This is a genomic window from Isoptericola sp. NPDC060185 (genome assembly GCF_042728595.1).
Classification (GTDB): Bacteria; Actinomycetota; Actinomycetes; order Actinomycetales; family Cellulomonadaceae; genus Isoptericola.
Genome location: NZ_JBHWYY010000002.1, coordinates 5026 through 22733, shown reverse-complemented (window position 1 = coordinate 22733; position 17708 = coordinate 5026). Strand labels below are relative to the sequence as shown.

Genomic DNA, 17708 nt, shown 5'->3' with positions numbered 1-17708 from the left:
GGGCCCCGGCGCCGCCCCCCCGGGCCGCCGCCCCCCCCCCCCCGGGGGGGGGGGGGGCGGGCGGGGGGGGGGGGGGGGGGGGGGGCGCCCCCCCCCCCCCCCACCACCCGCACCGCGGGGCCGGGCGCACCGCCCGCCCCGCGGGCACCCGGGACGCGAGACACGCGCCCGGCAGGACGACGAGGGAGTGACCGTGACCTGGCTGGACGACCGATCGATGGCCGTGATCACCGGCGCCGCGGTGGGCGACGCGCTCGGCGGTGCCGTCGAGGGCTGGACCCCCGAGCAGATCGAGGAGCGCCACGGGGGCCGGGTGACCGGCATCGTCGGCCCCTGGTACCCGAACTGGCGCGACGCGCGACCCATCGCGCCGTACCACAAGGGCGACGGGCACATCACCGACGACACCCTCATGACGCGCGCCGTCGTGGAGGTCTACGCCAAGCGCCGCGACCACCTGGACGCGTACGCGGTCGCCGAGGACCTCGTGCCCCTGATGATCGGGGAGCCGCGCTGGATCCCCGAGCTGGAGTCGACGGCCCTGCTGCTGCAGCGGGTGTTCCTCGCCGAGAAGTGGATGGTCGCGCGGCTGCACTACGGCCACGTCGACCCGCGCGAGGCGGGCGTCGGCAACGTCGTGAACTGCGGCGCCGCGATGTACGTGGCGCCGGTCGGCCTGGCCAACCCGGGCGACCCGCGCGGCGCGTACGCCGAGGCGATCGACTTCACGGGCGCCCACCAGTCGAGCTACGGCCGCGAGGCCGCGGGTGTGTTCGCGGCCATGGTCGCGGCCTCGGTGGCGCCCGGCGCCACGCTCGACGACGTCGTGCACGCGGCGCTCGACGTCGGCCACGACGGCACGGCCGACGCCCTGCACGCCGTGGTGGAGGCGTTCGACGGCTGGACCACCGCCCCCACCACGGACGAGGAGGAGCGCGAGCTCGGCCGCCTGGTGCGCGAGACCGTGGCGCCGTTCGACTCCGTGGGCCCCGCCTACCGGCAGATGTCGATGGACGCCCGCCGCCCGTCGCGCACCAAGTCGATCGAGGAGCTGCCCGCGGCGCTCGGCATGCTGCTCGGTCACTGCGGCGACTACCGCGGCTCCGTCCTCGCGGCCGTGAACTACGGTCGCGACGCCGACTCGATCGCCGTCATGGCGGGCGCGGTGGCCGCGGGCCTGGGCGGCAGCGCGGTCGTCCCCACCGAGTGGCTCGACGCGATCGAGGTGGCGAGCAAGATGGACGTCCGCGAGACGGGTCGGCTCATGGCCGCCGCGGCCGCCGACATCGTGCGCGCGGACGCCGAGCGGGCGCGGGCGCGCCTGGCGGGCATCGACGCGCTCGACCTCGATGCGGACGTCGACCACCAGGGCGCCGGGGCGCGGGCATGAGGCTGACCTGGGCCCAGCCGGAGGACCTGCTGGCGCACGAGCTGGTGCAGTCGGCGGCGGAGGGCAAGGAGGTCGCGGACGTCCGTGCGCGCTGGGTGGCCGCCGGGGGAGACCCCGAGCCCGCCGTGAGCGGGGCGGGCCCCGTGCCCGCGACGGCCGAGCTGCGCGCTCTGGCCCGCACCGTGCTCGACGAGCTGGACGCCCGGCCCGCCGCGCCCGCCCCGGCGGAGCCGGACGGATGGGACGAGATCCTGGCCCTGCTGCCGGAGGCGCCCGAGCTGCCCGCCGCGGGCGCGGACCTCGACGCCCGGGTGCACGGCGCCTGGACGGGCCGCGCCGCCGGGTGCCTGCTGGGCAAGCCGGTCGAGAAGATCCCGCGCGAGGGCATCGAGGAGATCCTGCGCGCCACCGGCCGGTGGCCCCTGGACCGCTGGTTCACCGCCGTCGGGCTGCCCGACGACGTCGCGGCCCGCTGGCCGTGGAACCGCCGCTCCGCCCCGACGTCCCTCGAGGAGAACATCGACGGGATGCCGGAGGACGACGACCTCAACTACCCCATCCTCGCGCTCGAGCTCCTCGAGGCCCGCGGACGGGGCTTCACCACGGACGACGTGGCCCAGCTCTGGCTCGACCTCATGCCCGCGGGCCGGTCGTTCACGGCCGAGCGCGCCGCGTACCGCAACATCCTCGACGCGCGGCCCGTGCCCGAGACGGCGACGCACCACAACCCGTTCCGGGAGTGGATCGGCGCGCTCATCCGCACCGACCTGCTCGGCTGGGTCAGCCCCGGCGACGTGCGCGGGGCCGCGCGGCTGGCCTGGACCGACGCGCGCCTGAGCCACACCCGCAACGGCGTCTACGGCGCGATGTGGGCCGCCGCGCTCGCCTCGGCCGCGGTGGTGGCCGCCGACGCCGCTGCGGTGCTCGACGCCGCCGACGCCGTCGTCCCGCCCGGCAGCCGCCTCGCCACCGCGGTCCGCCTGGGCCGCGAGCTCGGCGCGGCCTCCGACGGCGGGGAGGCCGCGGTCCGCGCCGACCTCGACCGGCTCCACGCCACCTACGGCGACCTGCACTGGGTGCACGTGCTGCACAACGCGGCCGTGGTCGCCTACGCGCTCGAGGCCGGGCGCGGGGAGTTCGGCCCGAGCGTCGCGATCGCGGTCATCGCGGGCTGGGACACCGACTCGGCGGCCGCCACGGTCGGCGGCGTGGTCGGCGCCCTGCGGGGCGCCGAGGGGATCGGCGCGGCGTGGAGCGGGCCGCTCGACGGCCGCATCGCGACCTCCCTGCCCGGCGGCGAGCGCCGCATCGACGACCTGGCCGCTCGGACGACGGCGCTCGCGCGGCGTGCGCCGCAGCGCCCGGCGGGCGCGGGGGAGCCGTCGTGAGCGGCGCCGGGCGCGTCGTCGTGGTCGGCTCGGCGAACGTCGACCTGGTCGTCGACGTGCCGCGCCACCCCGGCGGCGGCGAGACCATCCTGGGCGGCGACCTGCGCCGCAGCCCCGGCGGCAAGGGCGCCAACCAGGCCGCCGGCGCCGCGCGCGCCGGGGGAGCGGACACGTCGTTCGTCGGCGCCGTGGGGCGCGACGACGCCGCCGCGCTCCTGCTCGCGTCGCTGCGGCGCGTCGGTGTGCGGACCGACCTGGTCTGGCGGCTCGACGTCCCGACGGGCACCGCCCTCATCACCGTCTCCCCGGACGGCGAGAACGCGATCGTCGTCGCCCCCGGCGCGAACTCGCGCCTCGCGGTCGAGCGTCCGCAGGCCGAGCGCATCGCCGCCGCCGACGTCGTCCTCGCGCAGCTGGAGGTGCCGCTCGACGTGGTCCTCGCGGCCGCCGCCGAGCGACGCCCGGGCGTGCCGCTCGTGCTCAACGCCGCGCCGTCCCGCGCCCTGCCCGACGCGCTGTGGGACGCCGTCGACGTCCTCGTGGTGAACGAGCACGAGGCGGCCGACCTCGTCGGCGGTCCGGCGGGTGAGACGGCGGACACCGACGACCCCGAGGCGCTCGCGGCTGCGCTGCTGCGGCGGGTGCCGGCCGTCGTGATCACCCTCGGCGGCGCGGGCAGCCTCGTGGCGCACCGCGGCACACCGCCGGTGCGCGTGCCCGCGCACCGCGTGGAGGCCGTGGACACCACGGGCGCGGGCGACGTCTTCTGCGGCGTGCTCGCGGCCGGCCTCGCCCGCGGCGAGGACCTGGCGGCCGCCGCCCGGCTCGCGGCGGCGGCCGGTGCTCTGGCGGTGACCCGCCGCGGCGCGCAGGACGCCGTACCTGCCGCCTCCGAGGTGGCCGCCCTCGCCGCAGGCGGCGGCTGACCCGACCTCCCCGCACGACCCCGCACCGCCCGCCCCGTCCCCGGTCCGTCCTCGGGCCCCCGGAGGAAGCAGCCATGACGTACACGTTCGACCCCCTGGTCCCGCGGCCGATCGACCGGCCGACCGACGTGCCCACCGGGGGCCCGCTCACTCCCGAGCAGAGCGTCGCCCTCGACGAGGCGAAGATCTTCGTCGGGCCGCAGGACCCGGCCGACCGCCCGGCCTGGCGCGAGCGGCTCGCCGCCTGGCGGTCGGACGCGCGCGAGCGCCACGGCTACACCGGCACGGCCTACGACCGCCCGGAGGCGGCGTGGGCCGCGCGGTGCCGCACGGTGGCGCAGGTGTGGCTGTGGGACGAGCTGCTCTACTCCTTCGCGGAGGGCCGGTTCACGCCCGAGCGGTTCCTCGCGGACGCCGCGGAGCGGTTCGCCGGGCTGGACGCCGTCGTCCTGTGGCACGCGTACCCGGTGATCGGCATCGACGACCGCAACCAGTGGGACTACTACCGCGACGTCCCGGGCATCGTCGACCTCGTGGCCGCGTTCCACGCCGCGGGCCTGCACGTGTTCGTCGACTACAACCCCTGGGACACCGGTACGCGCCGCGGCGGCGACGACCTCACCGAGCTGGCCGCGCTGGTGCGCGACCTGGGCGCGGACGGCGTCTTCCTCGACACGCTGAAGAAGGCGGAGCCGGAGCTCGTCGCGCGCCTGGAGGCGGCCCGCCCGGGGATCGTGCTCGAGGGCGAGTCCAAGCTGGCGGTGGAGCGCATCGAGGACCACTCGTCGTCGTGGGCGCAGTTCTTCGCCGACTCGCCGGTGCCCGGCGTGCTGCGCGCGCACTGGTACGAGCGCCGCCACATGCAGCACCACGTGCGGCGCTGGCACCGCGACCACTCCGAGGAGCTGCAGTCCGCGTGGCTCAACGGCGTGGGCGTCATGGTGTGGGAGGTCGTCTTCGGGGTGTGGGTCGGCTGGTCGCCCCGCGACGCCGCCACCGTGCGCCGCATGCAGCGCGTGCAGCGTGCCGCGGGCGATCTGTTGCTGCGCGGCGCCTGGACGCCGCTCGCCGAGCTCGCGCCGGAGGCGGAGGCCGCGGGCGTGTACGCGTCGCGGTGGGAGGCGGACGGCGTCGCGCTGTGGACCCTCGTCAACCGGGGCGACGTCGCCTACGCCGGCCCCGTGCTCGCCGACGGCGACGAGCGCGTCGTCGTCCCCGGGCGCGGCGTCGCCGCGCTCGTGCGCACCACGACCGAGACCGGAGCCGCCGAGCCTGCGTGGGCCGCGGGCCTGCGCGCCGTCGTCGACGGCCTGGACGCTCCCGACGGCGACCCGCACGACCCGGACGCCCGCTTCCCGCACCGCGTCGCGCGCCGGCTGCGTACGGAGGCCCCGGCAGGGATCGGTCCCGGCGCGGGCGCCGGCCCGGGCACGGACGCCGTCGTGCTGCCCGCCGGGCCGTACGCGCTCACCGTCCGCCACCGCGCCCGCGAGACCGGCATGTACCAGGGCGCGCCGTACGTCGACGAGTGGAAGCCGCTGCCCCCGCGCCTGCACGACGCCCGCACGCTGCAGCGCGACGGCGAGCTCGCCGCACCCGTCGCCGTCGCGCCCCGCGAGGTGACCAACGCGCAGTTCGCGGCGTTCCTCGACGCGACCGGGTACGCCCCGGCCGAGCCGCACCGGTTCCTCGCGCACTGGTCCGACAGCCGTCCCGTCCCGGGCACCGAGGACCAGCCGGTCACGTTCGTCGACCTCGACGACGCGCGCGCCTACTGCGCCTGGCGCGACGGGCGCCTGCCCACCGAGGACGAGTGGCAGCTCGCGGGAGCCGAGCCCGGCTTCGGCCGCGGCGCCCCCGCGGTGTGGGAGTGGACCGACAGCGAGCACAGCGACGGCCGCACCCGGTACGTCATGATCAAGGGAGGCAGCGACTACCGCGCCGAGGGCTCGGACTGGTACGTCGAGGGCGGCCGGCACGCGCCCGACTACGCGGTGAAGCTGCTGCTGCCCGGCCTGGGACTCGCGCGCGGCGCCACGGTCGGGTTCCGGTGCGCCTGGGACCTGCCCGACGCGCGCGGCCTGGTGGACACGACGGAGGTGACCCGATGACCGTCTCGCGCGACGCGGCCGCCGGCGCGCTGGCGGGCCTGCGCGTGGTCGACGCGTCCACGCTGTTCGCCGGCCCGATGGCGGCGATGCACCTGGGCGACATGGGCGCCGACGTCGTGAAGGTGGAGCACCCGGCCAAGCCCGACCCGTCGCGCACGCACGGCGCGGCGAAGGACGGCGTCAACCTGTGGTGGAAGACCCTCGGGCGCAACAAGCGCACGATCACCGCGAACCTCGGCAGCCCGGGCGGCCGCGAGGTGTTCCTGGCGCTCGCGGAGACCGCCGACGTCGTGATCGAGAACTTCCGTCCCGGCACCCTGGAGCGGTGGGGCCTCGGCTACGACGAGCTGGCGGCGCGCAACCCCGGGCTGGTGCTGGCGCGCGTGAGCGGCTTCGGCCAGGTGGGCCCGTACCGCACGCGCCCCGGCTTCGGCACCCTCGCGGAGGCGATGAGCGGCTTCGCGGCGATGACGGGGGAGCCCGACGGGCCGCCCACGCTGCCGCCGTTCGGCCTGGCCGACGGCGTGGCCTCGCTGGCGACCGCGTTCGCCGTCATGGTCGCGCTGTCCACGCGGGAGCGCACGGGCCGCGGGCAGGTGGTCGACACCGCCATCGTCGAGCCGATCCTCGCGATGCTCGGTCCGCAGATCACCCGGTGGGACCAGCTGCGCACCGTGCAGGCGCGCACCGGCAACCGGTCGTCGAACAACGCGCCGCGCAACACCTACCGCACCAGCGACGGGCACTGGGTCGCGGTCTCCACGTCCGCGCAGTCCATCGCCGAGCGGGTCGTGCGGCTGGTGGGCCGCCCCGAGCTGATCGACGAGCCGTGGTTCGCCCGTGGCGTCGACCGGGCCCAGCACGCCGACGAGCTCGACGACGCCGTCGGCGGGTGGATCGCCGGGCGCACGCGCGACGAGGTGGTCGCGGCGTTCGAGGAGGCGCAGGCCGCGGTCGCGCCGATCTACGACGCCCACGACATCGTCGGCGACCCGCAGTTCCGCGCCCTCGGCACGATCCACGAGATCGACGACCCGGAGCTGGGGCCGATGCTCATGCAGGGCCCGCTGTTCCGGCTGTCCGGCAACGACGGCGTCATCCGGCACACGGGCCGCGCGCACGGCGCCGACACCGACGCCGTGCTGGGCGAGCTCGGCTTCGACGCCGAGCGGGTCGCCGCGCTGCGGGCCGAGGGCGCGGTATGACGGCGCCCGCCCCGCGGCCGGTCGCGGACGCGCCGCCGCTCACGCTGCTGTACGTGCCCGCGGACCGCCCCGACCGGGTCGGCAAGGCGCTCGCGTCGGGAGCGGACGCCGTGCTCGTGGACCTCGAGGACGCCGTGGCGCCCTCCGCCAAGGACGCGGCGCGCGGTCACCTCGCCGCGCTGCTCGGCGCGGGGGCGCCCGCAACGGACGACGGCGCGGACGACGGCGCGGACGACGGCGCGGGCGCCGGTGCGCGGCCGGCGGTCCAGGTGCGCGTCAACGACGCGAGCACCCCGTGGCACGCCGCGGACGTCGCCGCCGTGGCGGCGCTGCCCGTGGCCGTGGGCGTGCGTGTGCCGAAGGTCGAGTCGGCCGACGAGGTGCGGGAGCTCGCGGCTTCGCTACCCGGCCGCGCCCTGCACCTGCTGCTCGAGACGGCGCTCGGCGTGGAGCGGGCGTACGAGCTCGCGTCCGCGTCGCCGCAGGTCGCCTCGCTCGGGCTGGGGGAGGCCGACCTGCGCTCGGACCTGCGTCTGGACGACGAGTCCGGGCTGTCCTGGCCCCGCAGCCGCGTGGTCGTCGCCGCGCGCGCCGCGGGCCTGCCCGCGCCCGCGATGTCCGCGTACACGCACGTGCGGGACCTGGACGGCCTGGCGGCGTCGTGCCGCGCGGGCCGCGCGCTGGGGTTCTGGGGCCGGACCGCGATCCACCCGACCCAGCTCGCCACCATCCGGGCCGCCTTCGCGCCGGGGGAGGCCGAGGTGGACCGGGCGCGGGAGGTCGTGCGGGCCGTCGCGTCGGCCGCGGACGCCGGGACCGGCACCGTGGTGCTGCCCGACGGCACGTTCCTCGACGTCGCGATGGTGGAGCGAGCCCGCTGGACGCTCGCGCTGGCGGACCGGGCGGGCGGCCTTTCGGGTCGCGCGTGACCGGCGCCCCGGCTCAGCCCCGTCCGCGCGCCGGGGCGCTCGCGGCGCCCGCGCCGTCGTCCGGCACGACCATCTCGGCGCGGACGCCGAGCAGCCGCACCTCGCGGCCGGGCTCCATCCCGGCAGCGAGGTCGAGCACCGCGGCGGTCACCTCCTCGAGCGAGCGGGTCGGCGCGGGCAGCCGCCGCGAGAAGGTGCGGGTGACGAAGGGCGCGTAGCGCACCTTCAGCCCTACCCGGACCACGGGCCGTCCCTCCGCCTCGGTGTCCGCGTGGGCCTGTGCGGCCAGCTCCCGCAGCGCGGCCGTCACCTGCTCGGGCGTCGTGAGGTTGCGCTGGTAGGTGGTCTCGCGGCTGTGCCCGCGGGCCACCCACGGGGTGTCGTCGACGACGGCCGACCCCTCGCCACGCCCCAGCTGCCCGTACCAGGCGCCCATCCGCGGCCCGAACTCGCTGGTCAGGACGGCGTCGTCCGCGGCGGCGAGCTGCGCCACCGTGTCGATGCCGTGCGCCGCGAGGCGCCGGGCCACCCGCGAGCCCACCCCCCACAGGTCGCGGGTGGGCCGCCCTCCCATCACCTCGGACCAGGTACCGGCCGTGAGCCGGAACACGCCCGCCGGCTTGCCGAACCCGGTCGCGATCTTGGCGCGCACCTTCGTGTCCCCGATGCCGACGGAGCAGCGCAGAGCGGTGGCCTCGAGGACGGCCTGCTGCGCGCGACGGGCGAACGCCTCCGGGTCGGCGGCGTCGGTCCCGAGGAACGCCTCGTCCCAGCCGAGGACCTCCACCACGGTGCCGAGGCCGCGCAGGGTGTCCATGACGTGCGCGGAGGCCTCCTCGTACGCCGGCCGGTCCACGGGGAGGATCACCGCGTCCGGGACCTTGCGGGACGCGACGCGCAGCGGCATCCCCGACCTGACCCCGTACGCTCGCGCCTCGTACGACGCGGTGGAGACCACGGCGCGCTCGGTCGGGTCGCCCCGGCCGCCGACGATGACCGGCCGCCCGGCGAGCTCCGGCCGGCGCAGCACCTCGACCGCGGCCAGGAACTGGTCGAGGTCGACGTGCAGCACCCAGCGGAACGAGCGCGCGCCCATGCCCCGAGTCTGCGCCACCCGGCGCCGCCGCGGCCGACCGACGCCGCCCGACCGGTCGCTACACCTCCTTGGGGAAGGAGAGGACGACGACGGTCGAGACGACGAAGAGCACCACCGCGGCGCCGAGCAGCCCGCGCCGCGCGGCACGGTGCACCAGCGTGGTGCTGAGCCCGGCGAAGAGCGCCACCGAGGCGAAGAGGATCGACGTCAGCACGTAGTTGTCGCCGTTCTGGTTGGCGCGGCGGGCCGTGGCGGACAGGCTCTCGGCGCGGTCCAGCTCGGCGTCCGCGCGGTCCTGCGCGGCGAGCCGGTACTCGGGCATGAGGAACGGGGTGCGCGGCGCCGTGTCGTCGTGCACGGGGTCGGTCGCGATCCACGCGTCGAACGCGGGGACCATCTCGGGCCGGAACCTCGTGTACAGGAACTCCGACTCGGTGCCGTCCACCGGCTCGTAGGTCCCGCCCTCGCCGAGCCCGGAGTCCTTGCCCGCCCGCGTCTCCGCGGCCACGGCGTCGATCCAGGAGGCGAACGCGGTGACGTCCATCATGGTCAGCTGGCCCGCCTCCGTGGAGTCGCGGGTGGACTCGGCGCGGGCGGCACCGGCGGCGGCGTAGCTGTTCGCCTGCACGCCCGACCACTTCGTGCTCTGGAATGCCGACCGCGCCGTCACGACCGTCGCGAGGGCCAGCAGGACGGCGGCGACCGTCTCGACCCGTCGGCTCACGACCTGCGCAGCCGGTTCGCCCGTGTCCCGCTCGTCGTCCCGCGTCATGAGACCACCCCCGTCGCCCGTCCCGGTCCTCGCACATCATGGTCGATGACCTGCTGTTTCGCGCTCGGTGCGCCGGCGCGGGGTGACATCCGCCGCCCGGCATGCGGACCCCTGCGAGCGGTGCCAGAGTGTGCCGCAGGACGGGCGTCGGCGAGACCGGACGGCGACCCGACCCGTGCCGCAAGGACGACCGAGAGGCAGGACATGGAACCCACCGGACCCGTGGAGCTCGTGCTCATCGAGTTCCCGCAGACCGACTTCAAGGGCGAGGTCATCGCCGAGCTCGGCCGGCTCGTCGACGCCGGCACGATCGACGTGCTCGACGCGCTCCTGATCCGCAAGGCGCAGGACGGCACGATCGAGTGGCTGGAGGCCACCGAGGGCGGCGACGACGAGCTCGCCCGCATCGTCGGCGAGCCGGCCGGCCTGCTCGGGTCGGAGGACGTCGACGACATCGCCGAGGACCTCGAGCCCGGCGCGGCGGTCGGCATGCTCGTCTTCGAGCACACCTGGGCGCGCGGCCTCACGGGCGCCCTGCGCGGCGCGGGCGGCCGGCTCCTGGACTGGACCCAGGTCCCGCCCGCCGCCCTCGAGGCGCTCTCCGCCGAGATCGAGAAGGAGAACTGACATGCCCCCCATGCGACGGATGGGCCGCCCCGGCCTCATCGGCACCATGGCCCGCACGGCGGTCATCACCGGCACCGCGCAGGCGACGAGCCGCGCGATGAACCGGCGCGCCAACGCCCGGGACGAGCAGCGCTACGCCGCGGACCAGTACAACGCCCAGCAGGAGCAGCAGGCCCAGCAGCAGGCGTACGCGCAGCAGCAGGCGCAGCTGCAGGCCCAGCAGGCCGCGCAGGTCGCCCCGGCGGCGCCCGCGCAGGACGACCTCATCGCCCAGCTGCAGAAGCTCGGCGACCTCAAGGCCGCCGGCGTGCTCTCGGACGCGGAGTTCGCCGCGGCCAAGGCCAAGCTCCTCGGGTGAGCGGCATGCCCGGGGCCGACGCGTCGGCCGGCCCGGCGGCGTCGGCCCCGGGCACGCTGCCCACGCCACGCGGCTTCGGCCGCCTGCTGCTGTTCGCGGCGGGCGTGGGCGTCCCGGTCTCCCTGGCGGCGTTCGCGTTCCTCGCCGTCCTGCACGAGCTGACCCACCTCGTGTGGGAGGTGCTTCCGGAGGGGCTGGGGTTCGACGCGCCGCCGTGGTGGTGGCCGCTGCCGTGGATGGCCCTCGCCGGCGTGCTCGTGGGGTTCGCCGTCCGTTCGTTGCCCGGGCACGGCGGTCACGTCCCCGTCGACGGCCTCAGCCTGGGCGTCGTGCCCGCGTCCGTCGTCCCCGGCGTGCTGCTCGCCGCCCTGGCCGGGCTCCCGCTCGGCGCCGTCCTCGGGCCCGAGGGGCCGCTCCTGGCCATCGGGTCGGCGCTGGCGCTGATCCTCGTGCGGCCGTGGGACTCGCGGCTCGACGACCCGGCCCGTCAGGTCCTGGCGGTCGCGGGCTCCGCCGCGGCGCTGTCGGCGATCTTCGGGAGCCCGATCGTCGGTGCCGTCTTCGTCGTCGAGGCGTCGGCCATCGCCGGCCTGTCGGGCGCCCGCCTCGTGGGCGTGGTCCTGCCGAGCATCCTCACCTCCGGCGTCGGGGCCCTCGTCTTCACGGGCATGGGGGTGTGGACGGGCCTGGAGATCGCCCCGCTCACCCTCCCCGGTATCCAGGGCCCGGCCCGGCCCGACCTCGCCGACGTGCTGTGGACGATCCCGGTGGCGGTGCTCGTCGCGATCCTCGTGCGCCTGGTGCACCGCCTCGGCGGCGCCGTGGCGCGGTCCGCCGCCGCGCGCCCCTTCGCGGCCGCGGTCGCGGGCGCGCTCGTGGTCGGGGCCTGCGCCGCCGGCTACGCCCTGGTCACCGGGCGGTCCCCGATGGACGTCGCCCTATCGGGCCAGGACCTGCTCGCCCCGCTCGCGTCCGACCCCGCCGCCTGGGGTGCCGGTGCGCTCGTCGCGCTCCTGGCGTTCAAGGGCGTCGCCTACGCCGTGTCGCTGGGCACGCTGCGCGGCGGGCCGATCTTCCCGGCCGTCCTCCTCGGGGCCGCGACCGGCGTGCTGGTCGCGCAACTGCCCGGGTATGGCGCCGTGCCCGGCCTCGCCGCGGGGATGGCGGCGGCGACGGCGTCGACCCTGCCGTTCCCCGTCTCGTCGTCGGTGCTGATCGTGATGCTGCTGGGTCCGGCCGCGCCGGCGATGGCGCCGATCGTGCTCCTGGCCGTCGTCGTGGGGTACATCACGGAGCACTTCCTGCTCAAGCCGCGGCGCGAGCGCCGCGCCGCGGCGTCGGGCGACCCGGCGGGCGGGGCCGCGGCGACCGCCTGATCCCTGCTCCCCGGTCTGCTCTCCCCGCTCTACTCCCCGGTCGCGCCGTCGATCGCCTCGCGCAGCAGGTCGGCGTGCCCGTTGTGCCGGGCGTACTCCTCGATCATGTGCACGAGGATCCAGCGCAGGCTGAACGTCCCCTCGCCGTGGCGCCGCGAGGGCACCACGGACGTCGCGTCGAGGGTGCCGGAGGCCAGCGCGGCGTCGAGCGCCCGGTCCGAGCGGGCGACCGCGTCGTCGAACAGCGCGCGCAGCTCCTGTGGCGTGTTCTCCGCGGCGGAGTGCCACTCCCAGTCGGCGTCGGCGTCCCAGTCCGCGGTGTCGAAGGGTGGCATCGCGGCGCCGCCGGAGAAGACCTGGAGGAACCAGTTGGACTCCACGTAGGCGAGATGCTTGAGGAGGCCGCCCAGCGTCATGCTGCTCGGCGGCAGCGGCGTGCTCAGCTGAGCGCCGTCGAGCCCCGCGGTCTTCCGGCGCAGCGTGTCGCGGTGGTAGTCGAGGTAGCCGCGCAGCGTCGCGGACTCGTCGGCGCGCAGCGGCGGGTCGACCCGGGTCTCCTCGACCGGCGTGGGCGCGGGCGCCCGCAGCCGGAACGCGCCGTCGGCGAGCGCGGCCCGCAGCGCCGCGGCGGTGTCCGCGGGCTCCTCGTCGCCGGTGTCGCGGGCGTGCGGCTCGAGGTCGGCCAGGTCGGCGAACGCGGCGTGCATGCTGCGCACGGCGCCCGGGTCGCGCAGCTCGGCGTCCGCGCGGCCGGTCGCCCGGGCGAGCGTCACGTCCAGGTCGGGCCGCAGGACGACGTACGCGAGGTCCCAGCCCTCGCGCGCGGCGGCCGCGCGGAACGGCGGCAGGAACCAGGGCCCGACGACGCCGTCCACCAGGACGTCGTATCCGCCGCGCACGTACGCGCTCACCGCGCCGACGATCGCCGCCGCGACCGTCTCGTTCTGCCGCTGCGAGCCGGCGAGGTACGGCGGCACGAAGCCGGTGGCGATCGACCGGTAGAACGTGTCGGTCGTGAAGTTCACGGTGGGCCGGTCGACGTCGGCCGCCAGGAGCGCGGCCACGGTGGTCTTCCCGGCGCCGGGGGGCCCGGTGAGGAGGGTGACGGTCACGCGGCGACCCTAGCCGCGGCGTCGAGCCGTAGCGACGGCAATTCCGGCAGCGGGGCCGCCCGCTCAGGCGTCCGCGAGCTCGCGGGCGCGCACGAGGACGGCGTCCAGCATCGCCGGGGTCAGCCGGCCGGTGAACGTGTTCTGCTGCGAGACGTGGAAGCACCCCAGCACGGTGAGGGTGGGGGAGGCGGGCCCGGCGCCGTCCCGGACGAGGGTCACCTCGGCGCCGTGCGCGAAGGCGGGGCGGGGGCGCGGTACCCGCCAGCCCTGCTCGGCCAGCGTCGTGAGCAGCGCCTGCCAGCCGATCGCGCCGAGCGCCACCGCCACGCGGACGCCGTCGCCCACCAGCTCGAGCTCGCGCGCCAGGAAGGGCGCGCACCGGCGCCGCTCCTCGGGCGTGGGCTTGTTCGCGGGCGGCGCGCACCGCACGGGCGCCGTCACGCGGATCCCGGTCAGCTCCAGGCCGTCGGCGGCGGACACCGACGTGGCCTGGTTCGCGAACCCGGTGCGGTGCATGGCCGCGAAGAGGAAGTCCCCGCTGCGGTCGCCGGTGAACATCCGGCCCGTGCGGTTGGCGCCGTGCGCGGCGGGAGCGAGCCCCACCACGACGACCGCGGCCGCCGGGTCCCCGAAGCCGGGCACCGGGCGCCCCCAGTAGGTCTCGTCCCGGTAGGCGGCGCGGCGCTCGCGGGCCACCTCCTCGCGCCACGCGACCAGGCGCGGGCAGGCGCGGCACTCGACGAGGTGGGCGTCGAGGGCGGCCAGCGTGGGCGCGGTCCGTGCGGCGGCCGGGTAGTCGGGAGAGTCGGACGGGGGAGGGGCGGCGGGCACGCCCCCAGGGTGCCGGTCGTGGTCCCGGACCACAACGGCGAGCCCCCGGAACGCCGAACAGGCGGTTGCGCACGCTCTGAGTGCCCAGAACGTGCGCGACCGCCTGTTCGGCGAGGTGCGAGGGCGGTCAGACCGCCGGGTTGAGGCGGCCGCGGGCCGGGGCGGCGGGGACCGCGGCGGGGACGGTCGCCTTCGCGACGGCGGGCTCGGCGGCGAGCCGGCGCAGCGACCAGCCCATGAGGCCGAACAGGACGCCGAGGCCCATGACCAGCGCGCTCACGCCGTAGGCGACGACCGAGGTGAAGAGCGAGGCCCGCAGGAACGAGGCGTTCATCGCGGTGGCGCGCAGCGGGTCGTCCTGGCCGAGCTGCGCGTACGTCTGGCCGCCGGTGGCCTCGAGCGCGTGCTTGTCGATGACCTGCGCCTGCGCGTACGCGGTGAGGGGCCCGTCCACCGTGGAGCCGCCGAGGAACGCGGCGTCCTCCGAGACGGTGATGTCCTGGGCGGCGAGCTGGCTGCTCACGGTGGCCCAGGTGGCGGCGCCGGCGCCGATCATCAGGATGCCGGCGATCAGCGCGACGAGCCCGACGATGCGAACCGGTCGCTGGGTGGTGCGGGTCGTGGTCATGGTCCCCTCCGGGTGCCGGGTCGCGTGGTTCGCGGCCGGTCTGGACTGCGCCGGGTCCGGCGCTGTCTCTATGGTATGACCACATGCCCTGACCTGCTCCGATGAGATTAGTGAAGTGCTTCACAAGGTTGCTCGGGTGCACCGGGGAGCGCCGGGGAGCGCCGGGGAGCGCCGGACCGGCACGGGGACGGGTCGCGGGCGGGGTTGCGCGTGCGGGCGGCGGCGCGGCGTGGTGCCCTGGTCGAGGCCGGGCCGACGACGGGTCGGGCACCGGCCGCCGACCGAGGGGGATGCGCATGGGCGAGAGCTCGGGCCTGGGTGGCCTGTTCGACAAGGCGAAGGACGCCGTGAAGGACCTCGCGACCGACGAGAACATCGACAAGGCCGCCGACGAGGTCAAGAAGCGGACGCCCGACACCGTCGACGGCTACGTGGACAAGGCCGCCGAGGAGGCGAAGAAGCGGAACTGAGCGCCGCTACCGGCACCGGCGAACAGGGTGGTCCGCCGCCCGCGGGCGGAGCGCCTCGTCGTCGCGACCGGCCCGGATGAGTACGATCGAGGGGCGCCGCCCCGGGTGGCGCCCCTCGGCCGTGCCAGCGCTTCCCCGCGCCGGCCGGCCGCCGTCCGACCGCCGCACGGAACAGCGCGACGGTCACCGAACCGCAAGGAGCCCCCGTGTCCGACGTCGCCTCGCCGATGCCATCGAACCCTGCCGACACGAGCGACGACGCGCAGCAGACGGTGACGGTGCAGACGCCGACGACGGGTACGGAGCTCTTCGCAGGCCGCCGCGACGTGGTCGTGATGCGCGTCGCCGGCGAGCTGCTCGACCTGTCGCGCGAGCTCGCGCCCGGCACCGTCGTCGAGCCCGTCACCATCGGCTCGCCCGACGGCCTCGCGGTGCTGCGTCACAGCGCCGCCCATGTGCTGGCCCAGGCGGTGCAGCAGGTGAACCCGGACGCCAAGCTCGGCATCGGCCCGCCCGTGACCGACGGCTTCTACTACGACTTCGACGTCGAGACGCCCTTCACGCCCGAGGACCTCAAGGCCCTCGACAAGGCGATGGCGCGCATCATCAAGGAGGGCCAGACCTTCCGCCGCCGCGTCGTCACGGAGGACGAGGCACGAGCCGAGCTCGCGAACGAGCCGTACAAGCTGGAGCTGATCGGCCTCAAGGGCGGCTCGTCCGACGAGGACGGCTCCTCGGTGGAGGTCGGCGGCGGCGAGCTGACGATCTACGACAACGTGCGCGGCGCCGGGCGCGAGAGCGAGACCGTGGTCTGGAAGGACCTGTGCCGCGGCCCGCACCTGCCCAGCACGAAGCTGATCGGCAACGGCGTGCAGCTCATGCGCAACGCCGCCGCCTACTGGCGCGGCAGCGAGAAGAACCCGATGCTGCAGCGCGTCTACGGCACCGCCTGGCCCAGCAAGGACGAGCTGAAGGCGTACCTGGAGCGCCTGGCCGAGGCGGAGCGCCGCGACCACCGCAAGCTCGGCGCCGAGCTGGACCTGTTCTCCTTCCACGACGAGGTCGGCTCCGGCCTGCCGCTGTTCCACCCCAAGGGCGGTGTCATCAAGCGGGAGATGGAGGACTACGTCCGCCGTCGCCACATCGAGGAGGGGTTCGAGTACGTCGGGACGCCGCACGTCACCAAGGACGGGCTGTTCCACACCTCGGGGCACCTGCCGTACTACGCGGACACGATGTTCCCCGAGATGGACCTCGAGGGTTCGAAGTACCGCCTCAAGGCCATGAACTGCCCGATGCACAACCTGATCTTCTCCTCGCGCGGCCGGTCGTACCGCGAGCTGCCGCTGCGGCTCTTCGAGTTCGGCACGGTGTACCGGTACGAGAAGTCGGGCGTGGTGCAGGGTCTGACCCGCGTGCGCGGTCTGACGCAGGACGACTCGCACTCCTACGTCACCCCGGAGCAGGCGCCCGGGGAGGTCAAGCACCTGCTGAACTTCATGATGAGCGTGCTCACCGACTTCGGGCTCACGGACTTCTACCTGGAGCTGTCCACCCGCGACGACTCCAAGCCGGACAAGTTCGTCGGCTCCGACGAGGACTGGGCGACCGCCACCAAGGTGCTCGAGGAGGTGGGTCGCGAGACCGGCCTGGAGCTGGTCCCGGACCCGGGCGGCGCCGCGTTCTACGGCCCCAAGATCTCGGTGCAGACCAAGGACGCCATCGGCCGCACCTGGCAGATGGGCACCGTGCAGTACGACTTCAACCAGCCCGCGCGGTTCGGCCTGGAGTACACGGGCCCCGACGGCACCAAGCAGCAGCCGGTGATGATCCACTCCGCCAAGTTCGGGTCGATCGAGCGGTTCATGGGCGTGCTCATCGAGCACTACGCCGGGGCGTTCCCCGCGTGGCTCGCACCGGTCCAGGTGCTCGCGGTGCCCGTGGCCGAGGCGTTCGACGACTACCTGAAGGACGTCGTCGCGCAGCTCAAGGCCCAGGGCATCCGCGCCCAGGTCGACCTCTCCGACGACCGCTTCGGCAAGAAGATCCGCAACGCGTCCAAGGAGAAGGTGCCGTTCGTGCTCATCGCGGGCGGCGAGGACGTCGAGGCCGGCGCCGTGTCGTTCCGCTTCCGCGACGGCACGCAGGAGAACGGGGTGCCGGTGGCCGACGCGATCGAGCGCATCGTGGCCGCCGTCCGCGACCGCGCCCAGGTCTGAGCGGGGAGCGCGCGTGACCGGGGAGAGCCCGACGACGGTGCCGGCCGGAGAGTTCGGGCCGCCCGAGGACGGCATGCAGCGGCTGTGGACGCCGCACCGCATGGTCTACATCGGCGGCCAGGACAAGCCGGCCGACGGCTCGGTGGCGCAGTGCCCGTTCTGCCGCATCCCGGCGGGGGGGGGGGGGGGGGGGGGGGGGGGGGGGCCCCCGCGGGGGGGGCGGCGCGGGGGGCCAACAAAAGCAAAACAAAAACAGACAAACAACTGGGG

16 protein-coding genes and 1 pseudogene are annotated in these 17708 nt (G+C 76.0%); 12 read left to right on the top strand and 5 right to left on the bottom strand.

Annotated features, from left to right (window positions below; all coding sequences use genetic code 11):
* The first annotated feature begins 193 nt into the window (after positions 1 to 193).
* The 6 genes from ACFWDO_RS00925 (at position 194) to ACFWDO_RS00900 (ending at position 7949) form a co-directional block, all read left to right on the top strand.
* Positions 194 to 1390: an ADP-ribosylglycohydrolase family protein gene (locus tag ACFWDO_RS00925; protein WP_380323827.1), complete on the top strand. Its 1197-nt coding sequence runs from the start codon at positions 194 to 196 to the stop codon at positions 1388 to 1390.
* Positions 1387 to 2778, top strand: a complete 1392-nt coding sequence (locus ACFWDO_RS00920) for an ADP-ribosylglycohydrolase family protein (RefSeq protein WP_380323830.1) — start codon at positions 1387 to 1389, stop codon at positions 2776 to 2778. The genes ACFWDO_RS00925 and ACFWDO_RS00920 overlap by 4 nt, the downstream gene beginning before the upstream one ends.
* Positions 2775 to 3704 (top strand): ribokinase, encoded by a 930-nt coding sequence (locus ACFWDO_RS00915; RefSeq protein WP_380323833.1) that lies wholly within the window; start codon positions 2775 to 2777, stop codon positions 3702 to 3704. The genes ACFWDO_RS00920 and ACFWDO_RS00915 overlap by 4 nt, the downstream gene beginning before the upstream one ends.
* Before the next feature lie 74 nt (positions 3705 to 3778).
* Positions 3779 to 5815: a formylglycine-generating enzyme family protein gene (locus tag ACFWDO_RS00910; RefSeq protein ID WP_380323836.1), complete on the top strand. Its 2037-nt coding sequence runs from the start codon at positions 3779 to 3781 to the stop codon at positions 5813 to 5815.
* Positions 5812 to 7020, top strand: coding sequence for a CaiB/BaiF CoA transferase family protein (locus tag ACFWDO_RS00905; protein WP_380323839.1), 1209 nt, complete (start codon positions 5812 to 5814; stop codon positions 7018 to 7020). The genes ACFWDO_RS00910 and ACFWDO_RS00905 overlap by 4 nt, the downstream gene beginning before the upstream one ends.
* A complete protein-coding gene (locus ACFWDO_RS00900; RefSeq protein ID WP_380323842.1) occupies positions 7017 to 7949 on the top strand; it encodes an HpcH/HpaI aldolase/citrate lyase family protein in 933 nt (310 codons plus the stop codon). Before ACFWDO_RS00905 ends, ACFWDO_RS00900 begins: the two co-directional genes overlap by 4 nt.
* 13 nt (positions 7950 to 7962) lie before the next feature.
* Here ACFWDO_RS00900 and ACFWDO_RS00895 read toward each other — a convergent pair whose 3' ends face one another.
* Complete coding sequence (locus ACFWDO_RS00895; protein WP_380323845.1) at positions 7963 to 9045, bottom strand: DNA polymerase IV; 1083 nt, start codon at positions 9043 to 9045, stop codon at positions 7963 to 7965.
* A 58-nt stretch (positions 9046 to 9103) separates the two neighbouring features.
* A complete protein-coding gene (locus tag ACFWDO_RS00890) occupies positions 9104 to 9817 on the bottom strand; it encodes a hypothetical protein (RefSeq protein WP_380323848.1) in 714 nt (237 codons plus the stop codon).
* Between the two features lie 204 nt (positions 9818 to 10021).
* On the opposite strand from ACFWDO_RS00890, the gene ACFWDO_RS00885 reads away from it, so the two are divergent.
* From ACFWDO_RS00885 to ACFWDO_RS00875, 3 genes are read left to right on the top strand one after another with little or no spacing between them, the layout of a single operon-like run.
* Positions 10022 to 10444, top strand: coding sequence for a DUF6325 family protein (locus ACFWDO_RS00885; RefSeq protein WP_380323851.1), 423 nt, complete (start codon positions 10022 to 10024; stop codon positions 10442 to 10444).
* Position 10445: 1 nt separating this feature from the next.
* The gene (locus ACFWDO_RS00880) at positions 10446 to 10802 is read left to right on the top strand and encodes an SHOCT domain-containing protein (protein WP_380323854.1); all 357 of its coding nucleotides are present in this window, start codon (positions 10446 to 10448) and stop codon (positions 10800 to 10802) included.
* Positions 10803 to 10807: 5 nt separating this feature from the next.
* A complete protein-coding gene (locus ACFWDO_RS00875; protein ID WP_380323863.1) occupies positions 10808 to 12178 on the top strand; it encodes a chloride channel protein in 1371 nt (456 codons plus the stop codon).
* A gap of 29 nt (positions 12179 to 12207) precedes the next feature.
* Here the strand turns inward: ACFWDO_RS00875 and ACFWDO_RS00870 are convergent, their stop codons facing one another.
* From ACFWDO_RS00870 to ACFWDO_RS00860, 3 genes are all read right to left on the bottom strand, one after another.
* Positions 12208 to 13290 carry a DinB family protein gene (locus ACFWDO_RS00870; protein ID WP_380323857.1) on the bottom strand — a complete coding sequence of 361 codons (1083 nt, stop codon included), beginning with the start codon at positions 13288 to 13290 and terminating at the stop codon, positions 12208 to 12210.
* Positions 13291 to 13353: 63 nt separating this feature from the next.
* The gene (locus ACFWDO_RS00865; protein ID WP_380323860.1) at positions 13354 to 14121 is read right to left on the bottom strand and encodes a uracil-DNA glycosylase; all 768 of its coding nucleotides are present in this window, start codon (positions 14119 to 14121) and stop codon (positions 13354 to 13356) included.
* 127 nt (positions 14122 to 14248) lie between these two features.
* Positions 14249 to 14749 carry an aromatic ring-opening dioxygenase LigA gene (locus ACFWDO_RS00860; protein ID WP_380326417.1) on the bottom strand — a complete coding sequence of 167 codons (501 nt, stop codon included), beginning with the start codon at positions 14747 to 14749 and terminating at the stop codon, positions 14249 to 14251.
* Positions 14750 to 15045: 296 nt separating this feature from the next.
* Here ACFWDO_RS00860 and ACFWDO_RS00855 point away from each other — a divergent pair, with 296 nt between their 5' ends.
* The 3 genes and pseudogenes from ACFWDO_RS00855 to ACFWDO_RS00845 all read left to right on the top strand — a co-directional run.
* Positions 15046 to 15219: an Rv0909 family putative TA system antitoxin gene (locus ACFWDO_RS00855; RefSeq protein WP_380326414.1), complete on the top strand. Its 174-nt coding sequence runs from the start codon at positions 15046 to 15048 to the stop codon at positions 15217 to 15219.
* Between the two features lie 227 nt (positions 15220 to 15446).
* Complete coding sequence (gene thrS, locus ACFWDO_RS00850) at positions 15447 to 17438, top strand: threonine--tRNA ligase (protein WP_380326422.1); 1992 nt, start codon at positions 15447 to 15449, stop codon at positions 17436 to 17438.
* A 73-nt stretch (positions 17439 to 17511) separates the two neighbouring features.
* Positions 17512 to 17708 (top strand): annotated as a pseudogene (locus ACFWDO_RS00845) (hypothetical protein); the annotation flags it as partial.